Genomic DNA, 20559 nt, shown 5'->3' on the forward strand with positions numbered 1-20559 from the left:
TTTCCTAAGTTTGGACCTACCAATCATTAACTGACAGAAAACTCCCCCATTTCAGCGAGTTTTAGAGGATTTTTATGATATGAAGAAACTACCGACAAATCTGCAGCGATGGCTTTTCATGGCCTTCGTCATCCTGGCCATTGCCAGCTGTTCTAAAAACGACGTTCCGGGTACATCACCCGATAACAATCAAACCGGAACGGATTCCGGTTCCGGCAACAACAGCGAGCCGTTTTCATTAACCGAAACCTTCGAAAAAGGAGAAAAAACAGCTTATGCTGCCGGAAACGTTACGCTGAGCACCGGAAGTTGGTACTTTGATGACGCATTGCTAGGAAATCTTTCCAGCGATGCCAAAGACGGGAACCAATCGGTGCGGTTGCGCAACGGAAGCGTTGCGATGAATTTTGACATCAACGGTGTGCAAATGCTTTATGTAAAGCACGCGAAATTCGGCAACGACGGTAATTCCACCTGGAAACTCATGCTTTCCGACGACGGTGGTTCGACATACACCCAAATCGGGAGCGATATCTCCGAAACGTCCACCACGCTGAAAACCGACTCGTTCAGTATCAGCGATACACTGGCGGTTCGGTTCAAAATTCAGAAAACCGGCGATACACGAATAAATCTCGATGACATTACCTTCAAAGGAATAGGCGACCCGGGCGTTTCTGTTTCCGAGCCCGATACCACCTCTACCGGTGGCGGCGGCGGTTCCACTTCCGATGCTGCCGAACCAAGGGATGTGACCGTTGGAACCGATGCACCTCCGGCATCAGGAGACAACAGCAACCTGCTGCTGGGAAATCCGTCGGATGCCGTGAATTCCATCGTTTCGAAAGACAATTACCTCATCGATATGGGCTATTATACCGAGTCGTACAGTGCGAGCCGGGCCGAGCCCAACTGGGTGAGCTGGCACCTCGATGCTTCGAATATTTCCCACGCGGTGAGCCGGCAGGACAATTTCGCTGCATGGGCCGATTTGCCCTCCGACTGGTTCCAGGTGCAGGATAACAGCTACCACGGAAGCGGATTCGACCGGGGACACAACTGCCCTTCGGCTGACCGGACCAGCTCAGTTGACGCCAATTCAGCCACCTTCCTGATGACCAATATGATTCCACAGGCTCCCAACAACAACCAGCACACGTGGGCCGATTTAGAAAATTACCTGCGCGATGAAGTCAGGAATAAGGGCTACGAAATCTACATCATCATGGGGTCGTATGGAGAAGGCGGAACTGGCTACTACGGCACTACGGTTAACACCATCGATAACGGGAATATTGCCGTGCCGTCCCATATCTGGAAAATAGCCGTCATGCTCAAAACAGGAGACAACGATTTAAGCCGGATTGATTCCACCACCACGGTTCTGGCCGTGAATACACCCAACACAAACAACATCGATGCGGATTGGACCCAATACATTGTTACCGTTAGGGATATTGAAAAGGCCACCGGATACAACTTCCTGTCGGAGTTGCCACAATCGGTGCAGGACGCCATCGAAACAAAAACTTATTCGGTCAATTAGCAGTTGACGAGCAAAATATTGAACGCGGCCGGGAGATGTTTCCGGCCGTTTTTTCTTTTACAGGAAATTCCCATCGACCGCCGACCTCCCCTGGCCCGCTTTCTTCCCGAAAGGTTCGCCAAACAAGCGCCGGAGTTCTTCCAACGGCTCGCTGAGTTCTTTGCTCGCCCCCTGACTGCCACTGCGTCAGTCGAGACTGCCATTGCGTCGGTCGCGGAGTTGTTTTCTTTATCCCCGGAGATGTTTTCTTTACTTGTCACGTTCATTTCTTCAAGGCCGGAGATGTTTTCTTCACCCGTCGTGTTCATTTCTTCGTGGCTCGGGTGGTTTTCGCTATTTCCCGGGATGTTTTCTCTACATGCCGGATACTTTCTCCGCCAGCGAAACTGGTTGTAAAGCTTTGCTCATATATTTATCACGGACGATAAACAGACCCGTTTCTGAAGAATTGGGATACAGGCAATCCCAAAGTCCCCGAACTCATTTTCCACCAGAATTCAACATTTAATCCCAAAGTCGGGACTGCATTTTATTGCCCTTTCCCCGCTTTCTCTTTTTTCGTACCTTATTCTTACTAAAACCGCTGGTCATGAATACATCAGGAAGAAACAACCGGCGAACCACCTGGCTGGGCCTGGCTGCTCTTTCAGCCATTGCAGGCCTCATGCTGATGGTGATTTCCCGCTACGACCCTTCGTTGCTGTTTCTGTCCGGGCTCTTCATCGGTGTTTCGCTATGCATCACCATCCGTTTGTTCTTCAACTCCCGCTCGAAAAAACCACAGAACCTTCCGCACGAAAACGACGATTCGCCCTAAATGCTTTACATTTGTGCCAAACGCATTTAGGATTATTTATGAAAAAACTGGTTTTTGCCACCAACAATCCACACAAACTGAGAGAACTTCGCGAAATACTGGGTGAACAGTTCGAACTGCTCAGCCTGAACGACATCGGTTGTGCCGACGACATCCCGGAAACGGGGGACACGCTGGAAGCCAATGCCGCCCAGAAATCGTTTTACATCTGGGATCGCTACCACATCAACTGCTTTGCCGACGATACCGGCCTCGAAATCGATGCCCTGAACGGCGAACCGGGGGTTTACTCGGCCCGCTATGCCGGTGAGGCCAAAGACGCCCGCGAGAATGTGAAGAAAGTGTTGCGGGAAATGAACGGAGAAAACAACCGGACTGCCCGCTTCCGCACCGTCATTTCCTTAATCATCGATGGGAAAGAGACGCAATTCGATGGAATTGTAGAAGGTGAAATCCTCACCGAAACACGCGGCGATGCCGGCTTCGGCTACGACCCTATTTTCCTTCCGGAAGGAAAACAGAAAGCGTTTGCCGAAATGGAAGCAGACGAAAAGAATGAAATCAGTCACCGGGGCCGCGCTGTGGCCAAGCTGGTCGACTACCTGAAGAAAAACTAAACCTCCGTTATGCAGCTAACGCGAAAAAAGACCTTGCTCATTTTGCTGGTGGCCGTGCTGGCCGCTTTCTGGCAGGTAGCCTTTTTTCGCAACACGCTCAAATGGGACGCCCTCGATATCTCCTTTCCGTGGCGGTTCATCATCACCGCTACGGCGTGGCATGGCGAGTTGCCTTTGTGGAATCCGTTCCAGTTCCTGGGATTTTCACAGCACAGCGATCCGCAAACCTGGTATCCCGTCTTCTGGCTCTTTGCCCTTGCCGGGAAATACACCCTTTACTCGCTGAGCCTCGAGTTTTTACTGCACATTTTCCTGGCTGGTTGGGGCATGTTTCGCTTAACGCGAAGCCGAGGACTGTTGCCGGAAGTAGCGCTCTTCTGTTCCATCGGGTACATGTTCTCGGGCTTTTTTGTGGGAAATGCCCAACACCTGGGCTGGATCATTAGTGGCGCCTGGCTTCCGTTTGTCTTCAATGCTTATCTACGTTTCCTCGAAAAGGAAAAACCGCGCCACCTGGCTTTGACGGTCCTTTACCTCTTTTTCCTGTTCACCGGCGGTTACCTCGCCTTTTTTGTCACCACCGTCTATCTTCTCATCGGTATTTTTCTGTGGCGTACCTACCGGGAAATCAGAAACAAAGCATTTGCACGGCTGGCCCGCCAATGGAAAAGCCATCTGTTGCTCGGCGTTATTTTCTCCGTGGTTAGTGCTGTCGTCTGGTTTTCGCTGCTCGACCTGATACCGGCCATGCACCGCGGAAACGGCATCTCGCTGGAGCGGGCGCTCTCGGTTCCGTTCTATCCGGTTGACCTGCTCTCGCTCTTTTTCCCGGCAGCGCAGAATTACAGTCGCTCATTCTGGATTGGCGACCAGTCGATGATTAACATATTTCACGGTATCCTACCAGTGATACTAATGTTCGCATGGATTTTTAACAAAGGAAAGAAACGAACCGAATGGTGGTATTTTGCGGGCGCTATTTTTTTTCTGGCGGTGTCACTGGGACAGAGTCTTCCGTTGCGCACATGGATTTATTACGCACTGCCCCTTTTCAACTACTTCCGCATTCCGGCACTTTTCCGACTGTTTTTCGTGTTTTTTAGCCTGCTTTTAGCCGGGACATTCGTCAACCGGATGATCACACATCATAAGCGCCGGTTACGAAGAATGACATCCGTTGCGCTCTTTGTTTTCCCGCTGTTCGTATCTCTCCTGCTCTATTTCCTAACGGGAAAACTGGAAGACAAGGCGCTGCATGCCATTTTCCGGCAGGCGGTATTGGAGGAAATTCTCCTGTTCGTTTTCTGGTATTTCGTTCTCCGGATGAAGAAAGCGAACTGGCGACTGGTGTTGCCCGGTCTTATTTTCATCGACATGTTGTTTGCCGTTCAGAGCAACATTCACATGTCGATCATAGACAATTTCCGGCCGGCTCAAACACAAGCTGAGTTGAACCGGTTGCCCAAAGGTTTTCCAGTTCCCAATTTGAACCAACGAATTGCCACCGTTCGTCAGCGAACGCCCGATATTCGTCCGCTGTGGCGGAATGTGCCAACTTTCTACAAGCAAATCAGTTTCGACGGTTATTCGCCTTATCAGTACCGCAACTGGCTCGCATTTGAAGATTCATCCGTTTTTCAAGAGGTTATTGACCATCCGTTACTCTACTTCCGGAAGGAAAATGGCAATGATTCTAACCAAATTTCCATCACCGGATTTGGCGCTAATTACATCGAAGCGGATGTTTCCCTGAAGGGACCTTCGGAACTTGTGTATCTGCAAAATTTCAAAAACGGCTGGCAGGCTTTCATCGATGGGAAAACGACAACTATTCAACCGGCCTACACAGCCTTAATGAAGATTTCGGTGCCAACCGGCGAACATCACATCCGGTTCCGCTATCACCCGAACAAAGTGCTGGCAGCTTTTGCAGTTTCAGCCATCAGCTTTTTGCTTCTGGTATTGTGGCTTCTTTGGGATACTTTTCTGCGGAAGCGAAAAAAGAAAACGGTTGCCTGACGCGATTTTTTTAACTTGGGGCAAGAAAACAAACCTGACGGAATGCACAAACGAATTTACTTCCTCCTGCTTTTACTGGTTACCGGAATCACCCAGGCCCAGGTGCCTTTGTACCAATGGCGCTCGCATCTTTCGTTTAACGATGTGATAGCTGTGACCGAAGCCGACGGAAAAGTGTTTGCTGCGACCAGTCAGGGGCTTTTTAGTTATAACCAGAGCGATAACAGCGTAGAAACCTTCACCCGGGTGGAAGGATTATCGGATGCGGGTATTTCAGCCATTGGCTGGTCTGATGCGGCAGGCGTACTGGTGATTGGTTATTCCAACGGAAACATCGATTTGCTGGATGGCGAAACTGTGCACAACATTTCTGCCATCAAACGCAAAACCAACCTAACCCGGAAGTCCATCAACCAAATCATCACCGATGGCAGTGATGCCTACCTCAGTTGTGGCTTCGGCATCGTGAGACTGAACCTGGAGAAACGGGAAATCAGCGAAACCTGGTTGATTGGCAGCGGCGGCGCTTCGGTGATGGTGAACGCGCTGGCCATCGATAATACGTATTATTGGGCAGCGACAGCCAGCGGAATTTACCGGGCGCGAAAGGACGAACCCAACCTGCAGGATTACGCCAACTGGGAACAGCAAACCTCGGTTCCGGGTAACACCGACGACTTCACGGCCATCGCTGCTTTTCAAAACGAAGTGTATGCTTTCGATAATACCGCCAAACAACTGTACCGATGGAACGGAAATTACTGGCAAACAGCTTTCACCGGCATCAACGATTGCCTGAACCTGACCAGCAGCAACGACCAATTGGTGATTATCCGAAGTGAGTCGGTTGATCTGTATAACGGCTCTTCGCTCTCGTCTATCACCACCTACAGTCCGGAAATTGTACAATGGCAAAGCATATCTCCCGTCGATGCTTTTGCCGGAAGCAACGGTAATCTCTGGATCGGCGACAGCAAATTCGGGATGGTTGAGCAAACCGCGGGTGGCAGCTTTCAGCAAATTATTCCCGATGGTCCGGCCGATAATTTGGGCGCTTCACTCTCGTCCGGCGATGGGACGGTATTCGCCGCGACCGGTTCCAAGAGCGGCGATGTATTCCTGCCCGCCGAAGTTCATTTATTAACTAACGGCGAATGGCACACCATCAACGCCAATACCACGAAGAATCTCGATAATGTAAATGATTTGGTTCGGGTGGCTTCCGTACGCGGAAATCCCGACAGGTTTTATGCCGCTTCATGGGGAAAAGGATTGATTGCTTTCGATAACCTCGAAGCAACGAAGCATTACGATCCATCGAACTCGCCACTGGAGGCGTATGGCGATAACCTATGCTGGATTGGCGGCTTGTCGTTCGACCGGAATAATAACCTCTGGATGACTAATGCACTGGTCGAACACCAGGTGAAAGTTCTGAAAGAAGACGGCAGCTGGGCCAGTCTGAAATATCCGGGACTGGAAAGCACCGACAATTTTGTGGGCGATATTCTGGCTACGAAATCAGGCATCAAATGGGTTATCATCACGAATGTGGGTTTGTTTGCCTTTGACGACAACCGCACCATTGATGACCAAACCGACGACAAATACCGGAAGCTAACCGTGAGAAGCGTCTTCTCCAACAACGAAACCACCATTTCCAAACTCTATTCCAATATCCAGTGCATGGCCGAAGATCAGGATGGCGCCCTGTGGGTCGGAACCGGAAAAGGTGTGGTGGAGTATTACAATCCCGATAAGGTATTCGACACGTCCGATTTTTACGGCATTCAGCCGGGTGTTGATTTGGGCGACGGTCTCTATCACCCGCTGCTGGAAAAGGAAGTGGTGACCTCCATTGCAGTGGACGGCGGCAACCGGAAATGGTTCGGAACAAAAAATTCCGGCGCGTTTCTCTTCTCGGATGACGGGCAAACACTCATTCGCCATTTCAATACCGAGAATTCGCCCCTTCTCTCCAACAATATCAAGTCGATAACCATCAATGCGAAAAACGGCGAAGTATTCTTTGCCACCGATTATGGTATCCAGTCGTACATGAGCGATGCATCGGGTGGTAACCAAACATTCGCCAACGTATATGTGTTTCCCAACCCGGTGAGGGAAACGTACCACGGCGATATTACCATCGATGGTTTGATGGACCAGTCGACCGTGAAGATTACCGACATTGCCGGTAACCTGGTTTTCCAAACCACGTCGAACGGTGGCCGCGCCATCTGGAACGGAAAAGATTCATACGGACGCCGGGTGAACACCGGTGTGTACCTGGTTTTCTGCTCCGACCAAAACGGCGACCAGAGTTTTGTGACCAAACTCCTTTTTATCCGGTAAAACCATGCAACAGAAAACACGCGCCATCGTCCTCCATTACCTTCGCTACGGCGAAACCAGCATGATTGTCACGCTGTACACCGAAGCGTTCGGGCGGATGTCCTTCATGATGCAGGGCGTTCGGGGAAAGAAATCGCGCAGCAAAGCCAACCTGTTGCAGCCGCTCTTCCTGCTCGACATGGAAGTATCGTACAAGCCGGGCCGCGAACTGCAGCGCGTAAAGGAGATGCGCAACGCCGTGCCTTACTCTTCCATTCCGTTCGAAATCGGGAAATCGACACAGGCGATGTTCCTGGCGGAAATCCTCTACAAGGTGTTGCAGGAAGAAGAGCCACGTCCGGAATTGTTTGAATTCCTGTTCCACGCCGTGCAGTACCTCGACTTGGCAACTGAAGGAACTGCCAACTTTCATCTGGTATTTCTCTTGCAGTTTGCCCGCTATCTGGGCTTCGGACCGAGGGACAACTATTCCGAAGAAAAACCGTATTTCGACTTGCGCAACGGCGTGTTTGTCACCATGCCGCCTCCGCATTCCGAGTACCTGCACAAGGACGAAAGCCGCCTGTTTGCAAAGCTGATTCACGTGAATTTCGACTCGCTCGAAACGCTGAAACTCGATCACAAACTGCGCGACCGATACCTCGAAGCGTTGCTCGACTATTTCAGTTTGCATCTCGGGAGCACCATCCACATTAAATCCCTCCCGGTACTAAGGGAATTATTTTCGTAGCATAATCTTCACACAAGCGTTTTCTCTTCCCGAAAAATCAAGTAAATTGTAGGTGTAAAAAGGCTGTTGCGCCTTCCAAATAATTACTACTTTTGACCCCAATCTTCTAAAAGAATATATGGTTTCATCAAAATTGCCAACATCAAGAAGAAGTATCATTGCGACGATGACTGACTTGGCAAAAGAACATAACGCCATTGACCTCGCCCTGTCGGTTTCTGATCTTCCCAGCCCGGAACAGCTCGTTGAGCTGATGCATAAATATGTATCGGAAGGATACAACAACTATGCGCCTATGGAGGGAATCGAGCCGCTGCGCCGCGTTATCGTCGACCGCATTAAGCAACTACACAACAAAGAATACTGTCCGAATACCGAAATCACCATCACCGCCGGCTCTACGCAGGCCATGGCTACGACCATCAGTGCGATGATTAAGGAAGGCGAAGAGGTGTTGTTGTTCGAACCGGTTTCGGAATCCTACATCTCGGCCATTGAGCTGAATGGCGGACGTCCGGTGTACGTGAACCTGAAGAAGCCCGATTTCCACATCGACTGGGACGAGGTGAAGAAGCTGATGAACGCCAAAACCCGGATGATCATCATCAACAACCCGCAGAACCCCACCGGCCGTGTGATGAACGAAGAGGACATCAACCAGTTGAAACGGCTGACCAACGGAACTCGAATTGTGATTCTGGCCAACGAAATTTTCGAGCACATTGTCTTCGATGAAGAGAAACACCGCAGCATGTCGTCGGTTCCCGAACTGGCAGAACGCAGCATGGTGGTTTCCTCTTTCGGACCGGTGTACAAAATCAGTGGCTGGGGAATTGCCTACGTGGTGGGCCCCGAAAAACTGATGAGCGAATTTCGGAAAATCCAGCAGTTCCAGGGATACAGTGTGAACACGCCCGGACAGTATGCGTTGGCTGAATTTCTCGAAGAAGACAACAAGTACGAAGAGATTGCCGATTTCTACCAGGGCCGGCGAAACTATTTCAACCGCCTGATGAGCGAAAGCAATTTCGAAATCATTCCGGCGACCGGAACCTACTACGAAATTCTCGATTACAGCAATATTTCTGACGAAACCGACGTGGAGTTTGCCATGCGACTGGTGAAGGAATACGGCGTATCGGTGCTGCCGCTTTCAGCGTTCCGGCACGAGAAAACCAAGTCGAGGATGCTGCGCATTTGCTTTGCCCGCAACAACGACGTGCTGGAAGAAGCAGCCAAGCGTTTGTGCGCTGTTCCGGTGTTGGATCCGGCGAGGTAATTGCCAACGGCCCGGCTTGTCTGTAACTGATTTTTATCTATTTTTGCACTGCCCGAGCGCAGTGTTTTTTATGGCCCCATAGTTCAAGGGATAGAACGACAGTTTCCTAAACTGTAGATCCAGGTTCGAGTCCTGGTGAGGCTACCACACCTCCTGATTTTCAGGAGGTTTTTTTGTTTTTGACACCGGATGCGGCACCGAAAGAATTACGCTCTACAATATTTTAAAAATGTCTGCCCTTTTCCTTTATGAGCATTACTTTACGGAAAGACATGAGGTCAGCTATATATTATTCTTTCTTTCTGGATTTTATTTCCTGTTCAATTTCCTTCAAATCCTGTTCATCGGCCTGTCGCGCTTCCCAGGCTTTTCGCTTCGAATCAAATTGTTCGTAAATTTCTCTTACCTTCTTCTCCATTATCGAATTGCTAATGGTGCCTTTTCCCCGAAGAATCTTTTGATCATTAAAATCCAAAATCCGATCGACATTTTCTCTCCAAAAAGAGATGGTCAAGTCAAGCCTGTTTTTCGCTCGCAACTCGGCACTTTCCAGGAAAATGACAACTAAACGGTTGAGGGTATCTATCTCATCTGCTGTGAGGTAGTTTTTAGCCGTGAAAATATCGCCTTTCCGAACAATGCTCCCTTTCCATGAAGTTAAATTCATATTAGGCGAATCAGCGCTGGCCCGTGAGACAATAATCTCAGCCGCGGTTTTGCCTGTTACTGCATACAACAACTTATTTTGTGTCTCTGCAAAAAACATTTGCGTTGCTTTATCGGAAGAATCGTAATCACTGCTTAATGAAAAAAGGTCGCGAACTTTCTGGTAGAAACGTTTTTCTGATGCCCGTATATCCCGAATCCGACTTAAGAGTTCATCAAAGTAGTCGGGTCTTCCGTCCGGGTTTTTCAAACGTTCATCATCCATTACAAAGCCTTTGATCATGTATTCTTTCAGGTTGCGATTCGCCCACATTCGGAATTGAGTACCGCGAATGCTACGAACCCGAAAGCCAACAGCCAAAATCATATCGAGAGAATAAAATGTCACCTGATACTCCTTGCCATCTGCAGCAGTTGTAAAGAATTTCTTTACAACTGAATTTTGAATCAACTCCCTTTCTTTTAGTATGTTAGATATGTGTTGCCCGATATTCTGCTTAGAGGTGTCAAAAAGTTCTGCCAGCTGGCTTTGGTTCATCCAAACACTCCCATCTTTAGCATAAAGGGATACGGAAGCTTTACCGTCAGGCGTGTTGTAAATGATAATATTTTGCATGTTATCGTGTTCCATCCTATTTCTTTTTTTAGATTTTTCTCTGGCAGGAAAGCTATTATGCTCCTGCTGTCAAGTAATCTTCTTTTATAAATTTCGAAGCAGATATTATCATGCGACAAGTCTTTTTTCTCGCTTAAAAACTGAGACCATGTATCCAAATTTAATGAAATAGTTTATTATTTTTTGATGACCACTAGTTAGCTGCTGACTCAGGTTCGGCTCCTTTAATAACCTGCTTCTTCCCCAAACATTCCCTCCCTATTGAGTGTTAAAAAATTACTGGCTGGCGCGCACCGTGTGTCAGCCGCCGATTCATCCGACCGAGCCAAACATCGAATTTCACACCATAAAAACCTGTTAGTATGAAGTCTGAATCACCATATCGATTCGAAAAAGAATTGAAAACCGCCAAAGGCTCCTTCCGGTATTTCAGTTTGCCCGAACTGGAAGCCAAAGGACACAGCATTTCTCACCTGCCGTTTTCCATCCGCATTTTGCTGGAAAACGCCCTCCGTAATTACGACGATTTTGCCGTTACCGGCGAGCACATCGAAACGCTGCTCAACTGGAAGCCGGAACCGTCCGACAAAGACATTCCGTACAAGCCGGCCCGCGTGCTGATGCAGGATTTCACCGGTGTTCCGGCCGTAGTCGACATTGCTTCGCTGCGTGCCGAACTGGCCCGGAAAGGCAAAAACCCGGACAAGTTGAACCCACAAATTCCGGTCGACCTGGTCATCGACCACTCGGTGCAGGTCGACTATTTCGGTACCGAATATGCCTACCGGCGAAACGTGGAAGTGGAGTACGAACGCAACGGCGAGCGCTACCAGTTCCTGAAATGGGCGCAAAAGGCGTTCAAAAATTTCAGCGTGGTGCCACCCGGCATGGGCATTTGCCACCAGGTGAACCTGGAATACCTCGCCCGGGGCGTCATCGAGCGCGATGGAACGGTTTTCCCCGACACGCTGGTGGGTACCGACAGCCACACCCCGATGGTGAACGGAATCGGCGTGGTAGGATGGGGCGTCGGTGGTATCGAAGCCGAAGCGGCGCTGCTGGGTCAACCCATTTATTTCATCATGCCGGAAGTGATCGGACTGAAACTGACCGGCCAGTTACCGCCCGGAACGACGGCGACCGATATGGTACTGACCATCACACAGCTGCTGCGTAACTACGGTGTTGTAGGCAAATTCGTCGAAGTCTTCGGTCCCGGCCTCGACCATCTGACGGTTCCCGACCGGGCGACCATCAGCAACATGTCGCCGGAGTTTGGCTGTACCGTCAGCTACTTCCCCATCGACGATCAAACGCTTGATTACATGCGGAAGACCGGTCGTCCGGAAGAGCAGATCCAACTGGTGAAAGATTACTGCCAAGCCAATAACCTGTGGCGAACCGGTAAAGAAGAAATCACCTACACCGATGTGCTGGAACTCGACCTCTCGACGGTGGAACCAACGGTTGCAGGTCCGAAACGTCCGCAGGACAAGATTTTACTGCGCGAATTCAAGCCGAAGTTTGTCGACCTGTTGCAGGAAAGCTTTGGCCGCAAATACATCGAGCCGGATGACCGCGAAATCGTGCGCTGGTCAGCCGAAGGAGGCAGCCAGCCGGTACACACCTATGCCGGTGGTCAGCGCGAAGTGGAAGTGGAAAGCCAGAACGACAAAGGCCTGAAGATGGTACAGGTAACGCTGGGGCAGGAAAAATTCCAGCTCTCGGATGGTTCGGTGGTCATTGCTGCCATCACCTCGTGCACCAATACCTCCAACCCTTCGGTGATGATTGGCGCTGGACTGGTTGCCCGCAAAGCCCGCAGGCTGGGACTAACTTCCCGTCCGTGGGTGAAAACATCGCTGGCGCCGGGCTCCAAAGTGGTTACCGATTATCTCGAAAAAGCCGGCCTGCTCACCGACCTCGAAGCGCTCCGGTTCCATCTGGTAGGTTACGGCTGTACTTCGTGTATCGGGAACTCCGGTCCGCTCCCTCCACACATCGCACAGGCAGTCGATGACAACGAACTGATTGTTTCTTCGGTCCTTTCGGGAAACCGGAATTTCGAGGCCCGCGTTCACCCGCAGGTAAAAATGAATTTCCTGATGTCGCCCATGCTGGTGGTTGCCTTTGCCATAGCCGGCCGCGTGGACATCGACCTGAATAACGAGCCGGTGGGTTTCGACACCAATCAGCAACCGGTTTACCTGAAAGATATCTGGCCGACGCCGGAAGAGATATACGAAACCATGCAGAACGTGCTGTCGACGGACGATTTCCGCAAGGACTACAGCACGATTACCGATGGAAATGAAATCTGGCAAAACCTGCAGGCACCCGACGAACAGCTTTATTCGTGGGAAGAAGCGTCTACCTACATCAAGGAAGCGCCGTTCTTCACTGAACTTCCGGAAGAACCGGAAAAACTGCAGGAGATTGAAGGTGCCCGGGTACTGCTCTCGCTGGGCGACAGCGTAACCACCGACCACATTTCACCGGCGGGTTCGTTCAAAGTCGATTCTCCTGCCGGAAAATACCTGACCGAACGGGATGTGAAGCAGAAGAACTTCAACTCATACGGTTCGCGTCGTGGAAACGATGAGGTGATGGTACGCGGAACGTTTGCCAATGTGCGAATCAAAAACAAGCTGGCTGAGCAGGAAGGTGGTTTTACAACTTATCTGCCTTCCGGCGAAGAGATGCCGGTTTACGACGCCGCCATGAAATACCACGACGACGGAACGCCTTTGCTGGTGCTGGCCGGGAAAGAGTACGGAAGCGGTTCCTCGCGTGACTGGGCCGCCAAGGGAACTTCTCTGCTCGGCATCAAAGCGGTGCTGGCCGAAAGCTACGAGCGCATTCACCGCAGCAACCTGATTGGCATGGGCGTGCTGCCGCTGCAGTTCAAAGAGGGTGAAAACAGTGAATCGCTGGGCCTGACGGGAAAAGAAACTTTCAGTGTGAAAGGCATCAGCGACGAGATGAAACCGCTGCAGGAGCTGGATGTGGAAGCGCAAAAGGAAAACGGCGAAACCGTTCAGTTCAAAGCTGTCGCCCGTCTCGACTCGCAAATCGAAATCGAGTATTACCGCCACGGCGGCATTTTGCAATACGTGCTGCGGCAATACCTCAACGAAGCATAATCATTTTACTTATAAATACTGACGGAACGGAGCATTCGGGAAACCGGTGCTCCGTTTTTCTTTTCCGGGCTAACCGGGTAAAACAACCGTGAAGGTGGTTCCCATTCCGGGAATGGAATGGAAAGAGAGGGTTCCGCTGTGGCGGTGCACAATCTGCCGCGAGAGGGCCAATCCGATGCCACTTCCCCCTTGCCGGGTAGTGAAAAACGGAACGAAAACCTGGTCGGCATATTCTTCCGGAATGCCCACGCCGTTATCGGCCACCACAATGCGGGTTTCCTGCTCGCCTTTTTGAACGCTCAGGTTGATCTCGGCATGCTCCACTTCCGACACCGCTTCCACGGCATTTTTCAGCAGGTTAATCACGACCTGCGAAATCAGTTTGTCGTCGGCCGTAAATTCCGTGATTCCATTCGATACGTTAACGTTGAACTGAATATTCCGCTGCTGCATTTCCTGATGGTACAATATCCGGAAACGCGACAACCAGTCCTCGATGGCGATGGGTTTCAACACCGGTTCGGGAATCTTATACAATTTCCGGTAGCGCTCAACGAACGACATCATCAAATCGCCCTGCTCCTCGATGGCGCCGGCGCTGTTCCGGATGCGCTCGATATCGATGCCGGACTGGGTACAGATTTCGGAAACTTCCGCGGGCAACGAACGCCCAATCGACTGGGCCAGTGAAGTAATCGGAGCAATGGAATTCATAATTTCGTGCGACATGATGCGGAAGAGCTTTTGCCACGATTCCACTTCGCGCTCTTCCAGCTCCGCCTTGATATTTTGCAGTGCCAGCAAATGATAATGCTTATCGCCGAAAATGAATTCGCTGGCGCGAAGTTGCAACACCACCACCTGCCCGTTGACCGTGAATTTATAGAGCAAAGGCTTGCCCGGCTTCAGTCGCTGCAGTTTCTGATAGAATTCTGGTATGCGATGTTCCAGCGTCTTCACGGAAGTGAGATGATGTAATTCGAGCAATTCCAGCAAGGCCGGATTGGCGATGATCACTTTTCCCTGCTCGTCGTAAGCCAGCAAACCGGTTCCTGAATGGCCAATCAGCTCTGCATAAAACTGTTCCTGGAATCGGTTGTGCACCCGCTCTTTCCGGATAGCACTGCGCAACCGGAGCAACGACTCTTTCAGTTCATCGAATCCCGGGGGAGCTACTCCTTTTTCCAGGTTCAGGGATGAATCCTCGTTCAGCATTCCCTCGAAAAACAGGCTCAAATCGCGGTTGGTTTTCCCAAGGAAGTGATACAACCTCCCGGCTACTATCAGGAACACAAAGGCCGCAATTCCACTCCACAAATATCCTCCGGCGAACCACAAAAAGGCCGCCAGAATGGCCAGGGCTCCCATCACCAGAATAAAGCCGGCGAGTCTCCGGTTGAATCGGTTAAAGCCCATATTTCTTCACTTTATTGTAGAGCGTTTGTCGTGTAATTCCGAGCCGCGTGGCCGCCGAACTCATGTTGCCGCTGCTCTCTTCGAGCGCCTGCTCAATCATGCTGCGCTCCATTTCCTCCAGCGTCGTGGGCGCCTCTTCCTGCTCGATGACCGGACGAAAATGAAAATCTTCGGGCTGCAACACTTCGCCATCAGCCAAAATAACAGCCTTCTCGATGGCATGCCGCAATTCCCGGACATTTCCCGGCCACGAATAACGGCGGATTTTCTCCCGCGTCATCCCCGAAAGGGTGAGATGCTCCTTGTGGTATTTTTCTCCGTAGAATTCCAGAAAATGTTTAGCCAGCAACACGATGTCTTCCTCGCGTTCCCGCAACGGCGGGGCTTCAATGCGAATGGTATTGATGCGGAAGAGTAAGTCTTCCCGGAATTTTCCTTCTTCCACCATGGCCTCCAGGTTGCAGTTGGTGGCACAAATCAGACGAATGTCGACCGGAACGGGCCGGTTGGCTCCTACCGGGACCACCTGCCGGTTTTCCAGCACAGCCAGCAATTTTGCCTGCAAAGGCAACGAGAGATTCCCGATTTCGTCGAGGAAAAGAGTGCCGTTGTTGGCCATCACAATCTTCCCTTCACGGTCAACACGTGCATCAGTAAAGGCGCCTTTTACATGACCGAACAGCTCGCTTTCGAACAGCGTTTCGCTGATGGCGCCCATGTCCACACTCACTAAGGGTTTATTCGCCCGCTCCGAGTGCCGGTGAATGGACTGTGCAACCAGTTCTTTTCCGGTTCCGTTTTCGCCAGTAATCAGGACGTTGGCTTTCGTAGGTGCCACTTTTTCAATCAACCTGAAAACATATTTCATCGCGCTGGACTGCCCCAGCAATTCCACGTTCTCCTCCTTGTGATCGTTCTGTTCGGCTTTACCGGCCGATTTGCCCAGCTTTTCCTGCGATTGCCGTACCCGGACTGCCGATTTCAATGTTTCGATTAACCGGTTGTTATCCCAGGGTTTCAACACAAAATCCGAAGCTCCCATCTTCAACGCTTTCACGGCCAGGTCGACATCTCCAAAAGCCGTTATCATCACAACCGGAATGTCCGGCTTCATCTTTTTAATTTCATTCAACCAGTAGATTCCTTCATTACCGGTGTTCACCCCCGCCACGAAATTCATGTCCAGCAGAATTACATCCACTGTATTCGTCTGAAGGAAAAAGGGTAAGCGATTGGGATTGGAAAGTGTCGATACCGAACCGAACTCCGGCTGAAGCACCAGCTCCAGGGCACGTAATACCGTTCGGTTATCGTCGACGATTAAGATATTTCCGGAAGTCATAGGCACAATTTGATAATCAAAGATAAGTTGCCAATCCCCGACAATCAAGGGGTTGTAAAAACATTTGTCGAACTTGTCAAGAAACTTGACATTTCAGGCACTCTAAGCAGAGAACAGATACACCTATTCATCTGATTATGTATTCATTGCTTCTGTTGGCACAGAATTGGATAAAGAGGTGTGCGAAGCCGGAAAAGTGTACGCTAAAGCGGACAAACAAGGCTTTTTCGGACGAAAAGTACCAATAACTAAATGCTGATTTATAAACACAAGTCGATAACGACTTTCTAATTTTTTGAATTCTTATGTCTGGAATGGATCGCCAAATAGAGAAAAAGAAAGGGTTGAAGAAGAAGCACTTCTGGATGATCGGTGGTGGCCTTGTTTTTCTCGTTTTTCTGATGTCACTGGTTTTTGGGAATCACGCATCAACCATTCGGGTAGACCGGGATAAAGTTTCCATCAGTCCGGTGACCGAGGGACTTTTTAACGACTACATCCGGGTGATTGGAACCGTGGAGCCCATTCGTTTTATTTACCTCGATGCGACCGAAGGCGGACGTGTGGAGCAGATTATCAACGATGAAGGTGCGATGGTGAAAAAGGGAGATATCATCCTGAAACTATCCAATCCCGATTTAAAACTGAATATACTGACCGCTGAAGCCCGTCTGGCTGAGCAAATCAACTTCCTCCGGAACACCCGCATCCAAATGGAACAGGATAAGCTGACCCTTCAGCGCCAAATCCTGCAAATGGATTACGACATTCTGAAAAAGAAGCGGAAGTTTACTCAGAACCAGCGCTTCTACAAAAAAGACATGATTTCGGAAGATGATTATCTCGCTTCTAAAGAAGACTACGAATATGCCATAAAAACCCGCCATATTCTGGGTGAACGGCAAAAAACCGATTCTGCTTTCCGGGCTGTTCAGGTGAAACAAATGGAATACAACCTCGACCGGATGAAAACGAACCTGGATTTGGTAAAAGAGCGCATGGATAATCTGGACGTAAAAGCGCCTATCGACGGTCAAATCGGTCTGCTCGACGCTGAAATCGGACAGTCGATTCCGCAAGGCAGCCGCATTGGCCAGGTGAACGACCTGAGCGCTTTCAAAGTAACAGCACAGATTGATGAGCATTACATCGACCGGGTCCGCAAAGGACTTAAGGCATCATTTACCCGGCAGGACAAAAGCTATGATATGACCGTGAAGAAAGTATATCCCGAAGTTCGCAACGGGACTTTCAAAATCGACATGGTTTTCGATAACGAGGTGCCCAAAAATATTCGCTCGGGACAAACTTATCACGTGGAACTGCAATTGGGGCAAGCGCAAAAATCTGTACTGATTCCTCGTGGAGGCTTCTTTCAATCAACCGGCGGACAGTGGATTTTCGTCCTCAACAAGGATGGCAGCGAAGCGACCCGTCGTAACATCCGGATTGGCCGGCAGAACCCGCAGTACTACGAGGTACTGGAAGGACTGAAACCGGGCGAACAGGTGATTACTTCCGGGTACGACACCTTTGGCGACAACGAGCGAGTGGTTTTTAAATAAACCGGCAGAGAGAGAGAAAGTAAATCACATTTCAAAAACGAGATACCTGAACAACGATGATATTCAAAGGACTTAAAATTGCATTGAAAAGCCTCATGAAGCAGAAGCTGACGACGCTGCTCAACATTCTGGGCCTGACACTGGCTTTCTTCGGTTTCCTGCTCATCATGATTTACCTGCAACATGAATTGAGCTACGACAAATTCAACAAAAATTACGACCGCCTTTACCTGCTAACCGCTAAAATGGATCAGGGAAAGCCGCAGGCCACTCTTCCGGCGGTACTGAAAAAACAAATTGGAAATTCCATCCCGGAAGTAGATGACGTGGTCGTGTTTCATCAAATCCCTCGCCTGGAGAATATTCACCGCGTTGATAAGCCCGGAGATGACTACAATGCGACACCCCTCTATGCCAGCAAAGAGGTTTTCAGTGCCTTCACATTCCCGTTAATTCAGGGAAATCCGGCAACAGCACTGAGCAAACCTTTTACCGCGGTGATTTCCCAGTCACTGGCACACAAAATATTCGGCGACCAAAATCCGGTTGGAAAGCAAATTTTGTATCAAAGAGGAAAGAGCCCGTTCACCATTACCGGGGTGATGAAGGACATTCCATCCAACTCATCCATCAAAACGGATTGTTTCTTATCGTTTGCCACCGAATCGGAAGACCCAAACAACGCGGCCAACCAACGATCAGAGTATAATTTCATTCTCGCGTTTTTGCTAAAACCGGGAGCCAATCCCGATCAAACCGCCCAGAAAATTGAGGCCAATTCGGGTAGTATGAAAGAGGATTTCGAGGGTTTTAAGAAAGCTTTTCACGCCGATCGCGTCCTCTATCTGAAACCGTTCAAAGAGGTTCACTTTACCAGCGATGGCAGCATGGACTATTTGCATCCGGTCAATCCGTTGTTTCTGAAAATATTTGCTTCTGTAGCGCTGCTTATTCTTTTGATGGCCTTTGTGAATTACATCAACCTGATTTCGGTACAAGCCGGAAAACGGATTCATCAGCTGGGAATTCAGCGGGCGTTGGGGGCCACCCGGTTCCAGGTACAACTGCAAATCATTTTCGAAGCCATTGCGCTCGCACTAATCGCATTCTTGCTGGCTACCGTAGTGGTTGAACTTCTGGGAACCGACATGAACGGAGTTCTTCCGTACCAGGATTTACCGATGATGAACCAACTGGATCTGTTGCTTCTTCCAACCGGCCTGGCGATTCTGTTCGGCTTTTTCGCCGGATTGTATCCTGCCTACCTGCTATCGTCCGCCGAGCCGACCAAGATTCTGCATGGCGAGGTTCACTTTTCTGGAAACGGAAAATTCCTCCGGGCTACGTTGACTACATTGCAGCTGGTCATCTCTACGGCACTTATCATCGGGGCTTTCACCATTCATCGCCAGTTGAATTACTGGAAAAATTTCGATACCGGCTTGTCGCCCAACAACGTGATATACCTGCAAACCGATGGGTCTATCACTCAGCATAGTCGCGCTTTTGCTGAGGAATTACTGAAGAATCAACAGATTACCAATTATACGTACACAGGCTTTGTTCCCGGACAGGTGCAAATGTCGTGGGGACGTGATGTCAACGAACAACGTATCAAAGTATGGGCCTGGCCGGTTGATGAGCGGTTCCTTGATTTCTTTCATATTCAGATTGATCAGGGCCGTGCCTTCTCTCAAAACATGGAGGCAGACCGGAATGACCTAATCATCAACGAAAAGGCCGTTCAAAATTTTGGGTGGAAAAATCCGCTGGATGTTACTTTCCCGGCACTGGGCGGAGATGGCCATGTGATTGGTGTAGCGAAAAATGTTACCTACTCGTCGTTGCGTGAACAACTGCAACCCATGGTCTTCTGGCTGACTGACAACCCAGTCTGGCAGCGTTACATTCTGCTGAAAGTACAACCCGGCAACCTGACGCAAACAACTCAGTACATCAAAAATACCTGGGCGAAATTCTCATCGGCTCCGGCACCGTCGATTGGGTTCCTCGATCAGAAATATGCATCGTTGTATAGCCGCGAAAACAAACTGGCCAACTTTATCCAGTTCGGTACATTGATGTCGCTGTTGATTGCCCTGATTGGGATCATCGGTCTGGTAACTTATCTAACGCAGAAACGTTCGAAAGAGATTGCCTTACGCAAAACCAACGGCGCTTCGACCATGCAGATACTGGCGCTGTTGAATCAAAGCTTTATCCGCTGGATTGGAATCGCCGTGGTCATCGCTGTGCCGGTTGCCTGGTATTTCATGCACCAGTGGCTGCAAAACTTTGCTTACCGGACCAATCTTCCCTGGTGGATATTCATTAGTGCCGGACTTATTGTGCTTTCTGTCTGCTTGTTAGTGATTAACTATTTCAGCTACAAGGCCGCCAATACCAACCCGGTTGACAGTTTACGAAACGAATAATTCTGATTAAATT

13 protein-coding genes, 1 tRNA gene and 1 pseudogene are annotated in these 20559 nt (G+C 49.9%); 11 read left to right on the plus strand and 4 right to left on the minus strand.

What is annotated here, in order from left to right:
- Positions 1-79: 79 nt before the first annotated feature.
- Positions 80-1546 (plus strand): DNA/RNA non-specific endonuclease, encoded by a 1467-nt coding sequence (locus tag AC060N_RS20265; protein WP_479525300.1) that lies wholly within the window; start codon positions 80-82, stop codon positions 1544-1546.
- On the opposite strand, the gene AC060N_RS20270 is transcribed toward AC060N_RS20265, so the two are convergent.
- Positions 1543-1854 carry a hypothetical protein gene (locus tag AC060N_RS20270; protein ID WP_153640721.1) on the minus strand — a complete coding sequence of 104 codons (312 nt, stop codon included), beginning with the start codon at positions 1852-1854 and terminating at the stop codon, positions 1543-1545. The genes AC060N_RS20265 and AC060N_RS20270 overlap by 4 nt on opposite strands.
- 281 nt (positions 1855-2135) lie before the next feature.
- Between AC060N_RS20270 and AC060N_RS20275 the strand changes: the two genes are divergently transcribed.
- The 7 genes from AC060N_RS20275 (at position 2136) to AC060N_RS20305 (ending at position 9510) form a co-directional block, all read left to right on the plus strand.
- Positions 2136-2363: a hypothetical protein gene (locus tag AC060N_RS20275; protein WP_153640722.1), complete on the plus strand. Its 228-nt coding sequence runs from the start codon at positions 2136-2138 to the stop codon at positions 2361-2363.
- A gap of 38 nt (positions 2364-2401) precedes the next feature.
- The gene (locus tag AC060N_RS20280; protein ID WP_463229532.1) at positions 2402-2980 is read left to right on the plus strand and encodes a non-canonical purine NTP diphosphatase; all 579 of its coding nucleotides are present in this window, start codon (positions 2402-2404) and stop codon (positions 2978-2980) included.
- A 9-nt stretch (positions 2981-2989) separates the two neighbouring features.
- Entirely contained in the window at positions 2990-4999 is a 2010-nt protein-coding gene (locus AC060N_RS20285; RefSeq protein ID WP_479525301.1) for a YfhO family protein, read from the plus strand.
- A gap of 42 nt (positions 5000-5041) precedes the next feature.
- Positions 5042-7354, plus strand: a complete 2313-nt coding sequence (gene porZ, locus AC060N_RS20290; protein ID WP_479525302.1) for a type IX secretion system anionic LPS delivery protein PorZ — start codon at positions 5042-5044, stop codon at positions 7352-7354.
- A 4-nt stretch (positions 7355-7358) separates the two neighbouring features.
- Complete coding sequence (recO, locus tag AC060N_RS20295; protein WP_479525303.1) at positions 7359-8084, plus strand: DNA repair protein RecO; 726 nt, start codon at positions 7359-7361, stop codon at positions 8082-8084.
- A gap of 118 nt (positions 8085-8202) precedes the next feature.
- On the plus strand, positions 8203-9363 hold the full coding sequence (locus AC060N_RS20300; RefSeq protein ID WP_479525304.1) for a methionine aminotransferase: 1161 nt from the start codon (positions 8203-8205) through the stop codon (positions 9361-9363).
- A 72-nt stretch (positions 9364-9435) separates the two neighbouring features.
- Positions 9436-9510: transfer RNA gene (locus AC060N_RS20305), tRNA-Arg, on the plus strand.
- A 142-nt stretch (positions 9511-9652) separates the two neighbouring features.
- Here the strand turns inward: AC060N_RS20305 and AC060N_RS20310 are convergent.
- Positions 9653-10660, minus strand: coding sequence for a virulence RhuM family protein (locus tag AC060N_RS20310; protein ID WP_479525305.1), 1008 nt, complete (start codon positions 10658-10660; stop codon positions 9653-9655).
- Between the two features lie 347 nt (positions 10661-11007).
- Between AC060N_RS20310 and acnA the strand changes: the two genes are divergently transcribed.
- Positions 11008-13788 carry an aconitate hydratase AcnA gene (gene acnA / locus AC060N_RS20315; RefSeq protein WP_479525306.1) on the plus strand — a complete coding sequence of 927 codons (2781 nt, stop codon included), beginning with the start codon at positions 11008-11010 and terminating at the stop codon, positions 13786-13788.
- Positions 13789-13857: 69 nt separating this feature from the next.
- Here acnA and AC060N_RS20320 read toward each other — a convergent pair whose 3' ends face one another.
- Both AC060N_RS20320 and AC060N_RS20325 read right to left on the minus strand, forming a co-directional pair.
- Positions 13858-15204: a sensor histidine kinase gene (locus AC060N_RS20320; RefSeq protein WP_479525307.1), complete on the minus strand. Its 1347-nt coding sequence runs from the start codon at positions 15202-15204 to the stop codon at positions 13858-13860.
- A complete protein-coding gene (locus AC060N_RS20325) occupies positions 15194-16546 on the minus strand; it encodes a sigma-54-dependent transcriptional regulator (RefSeq protein WP_479525308.1) in 1353 nt (450 codons plus the stop codon). Before AC060N_RS20325 ends, AC060N_RS20320 begins: the two co-directional genes overlap by 11 nt.
- Before the next feature lie 314 nt (positions 16547-16860).
- On the opposite strand from AC060N_RS20325, the gene AC060N_RS20330 reads away from it, so the two are divergent.
- Together AC060N_RS20330 and AC060N_RS20335 are read left to right on the plus strand one after the other, a co-directional pair.
- On the plus strand, positions 16861-18111 hold the full coding sequence (locus AC060N_RS20330; protein ID WP_479525309.1) for an efflux RND transporter periplasmic adaptor subunit: 1251 nt from the start codon (positions 16861-16863) through the stop codon (positions 18109-18111).
- A 95-nt stretch (positions 18112-18206) separates the two neighbouring features.
- Positions 18207-20510, plus strand: a pseudogene (locus AC060N_RS20335) (ABC transporter permease); the annotation flags it as partial.
- Positions 20511-20559 lie beyond the last annotated feature (49 nt).

Source organism: Prolixibacter sp. DSM 2831, from assembly GCF_056493735.1.

Coding starts and splice junctions, on each gene's coding strand:
- AC060N_RS20265 (WP_479525300.1), top strand. CDS start 80: ATGAAGAAACTACCGACAAATCTGCAGCGATGGCTTTTCATGGCCTTC.
- AC060N_RS20270 (WP_153640721.1), bottom strand. CDS start 1,854: ATGAACACGACGGGTGAAGAAAACATCTCCGGCCTTGAAGAAATGAAC.
- AC060N_RS20275 (WP_153640722.1), top strand. CDS start 2,136: ATGAATACATCAGGAAGAAACAACCGGCGAACCACCTGGCTGGGCCTG.
- AC060N_RS20280 (WP_463229532.1), top strand. CDS start 2,402: ATGAAAAAACTGGTTTTTGCCACCAACAATCCACACAAACTGAGAGAA.
- AC060N_RS20285 (WP_479525301.1), top strand. CDS start 2,990: ATGCAGCTAACGCGAAAAAAGACCTTGCTCATTTTGCTGGTGGCCGTG.
- porZ (WP_479525302.1), top strand. CDS start 5,042: ATGCACAAACGAATTTACTTCCTCCTGCTTTTACTGGTTACCGGAATC.
- recO (WP_479525303.1), top strand. CDS start 7,359: ATGCAACAGAAAACACGCGCCATCGTCCTCCATTACCTTCGCTACGGC.
- AC060N_RS20300 (WP_479525304.1), top strand. CDS start 8,203: ATGGTTTCATCAAAATTGCCAACATCAAGAAGAAGTATCATTGCGACG.
- AC060N_RS20310 (WP_479525305.1), bottom strand. CDS start 10,660: ATGGAACACGATAACATGCAAAATATTATCATTTACAACACGCCTGAC.
- acnA (WP_479525306.1), top strand. CDS start 11,008: ATGAAGTCTGAATCACCATATCGATTCGAAAAAGAATTGAAAACCGCC.
- AC060N_RS20320 (WP_479525307.1), bottom strand. CDS start 15,204: ATGGGCTTTAACCGATTCAACCGGAGACTCGCCGGCTTTATTCTGGTG.
- AC060N_RS20325 (WP_479525308.1), bottom strand. CDS start 16,546: ATGACTTCCGGAAATATCTTAATCGTCGACGATAACCGAACGGTATTA.
- AC060N_RS20330 (WP_479525309.1), top strand. CDS start 16,861: ATGGATCGCCAAATAGAGAAAAAGAAAGGGTTGAAGAAGAAGCACTTC.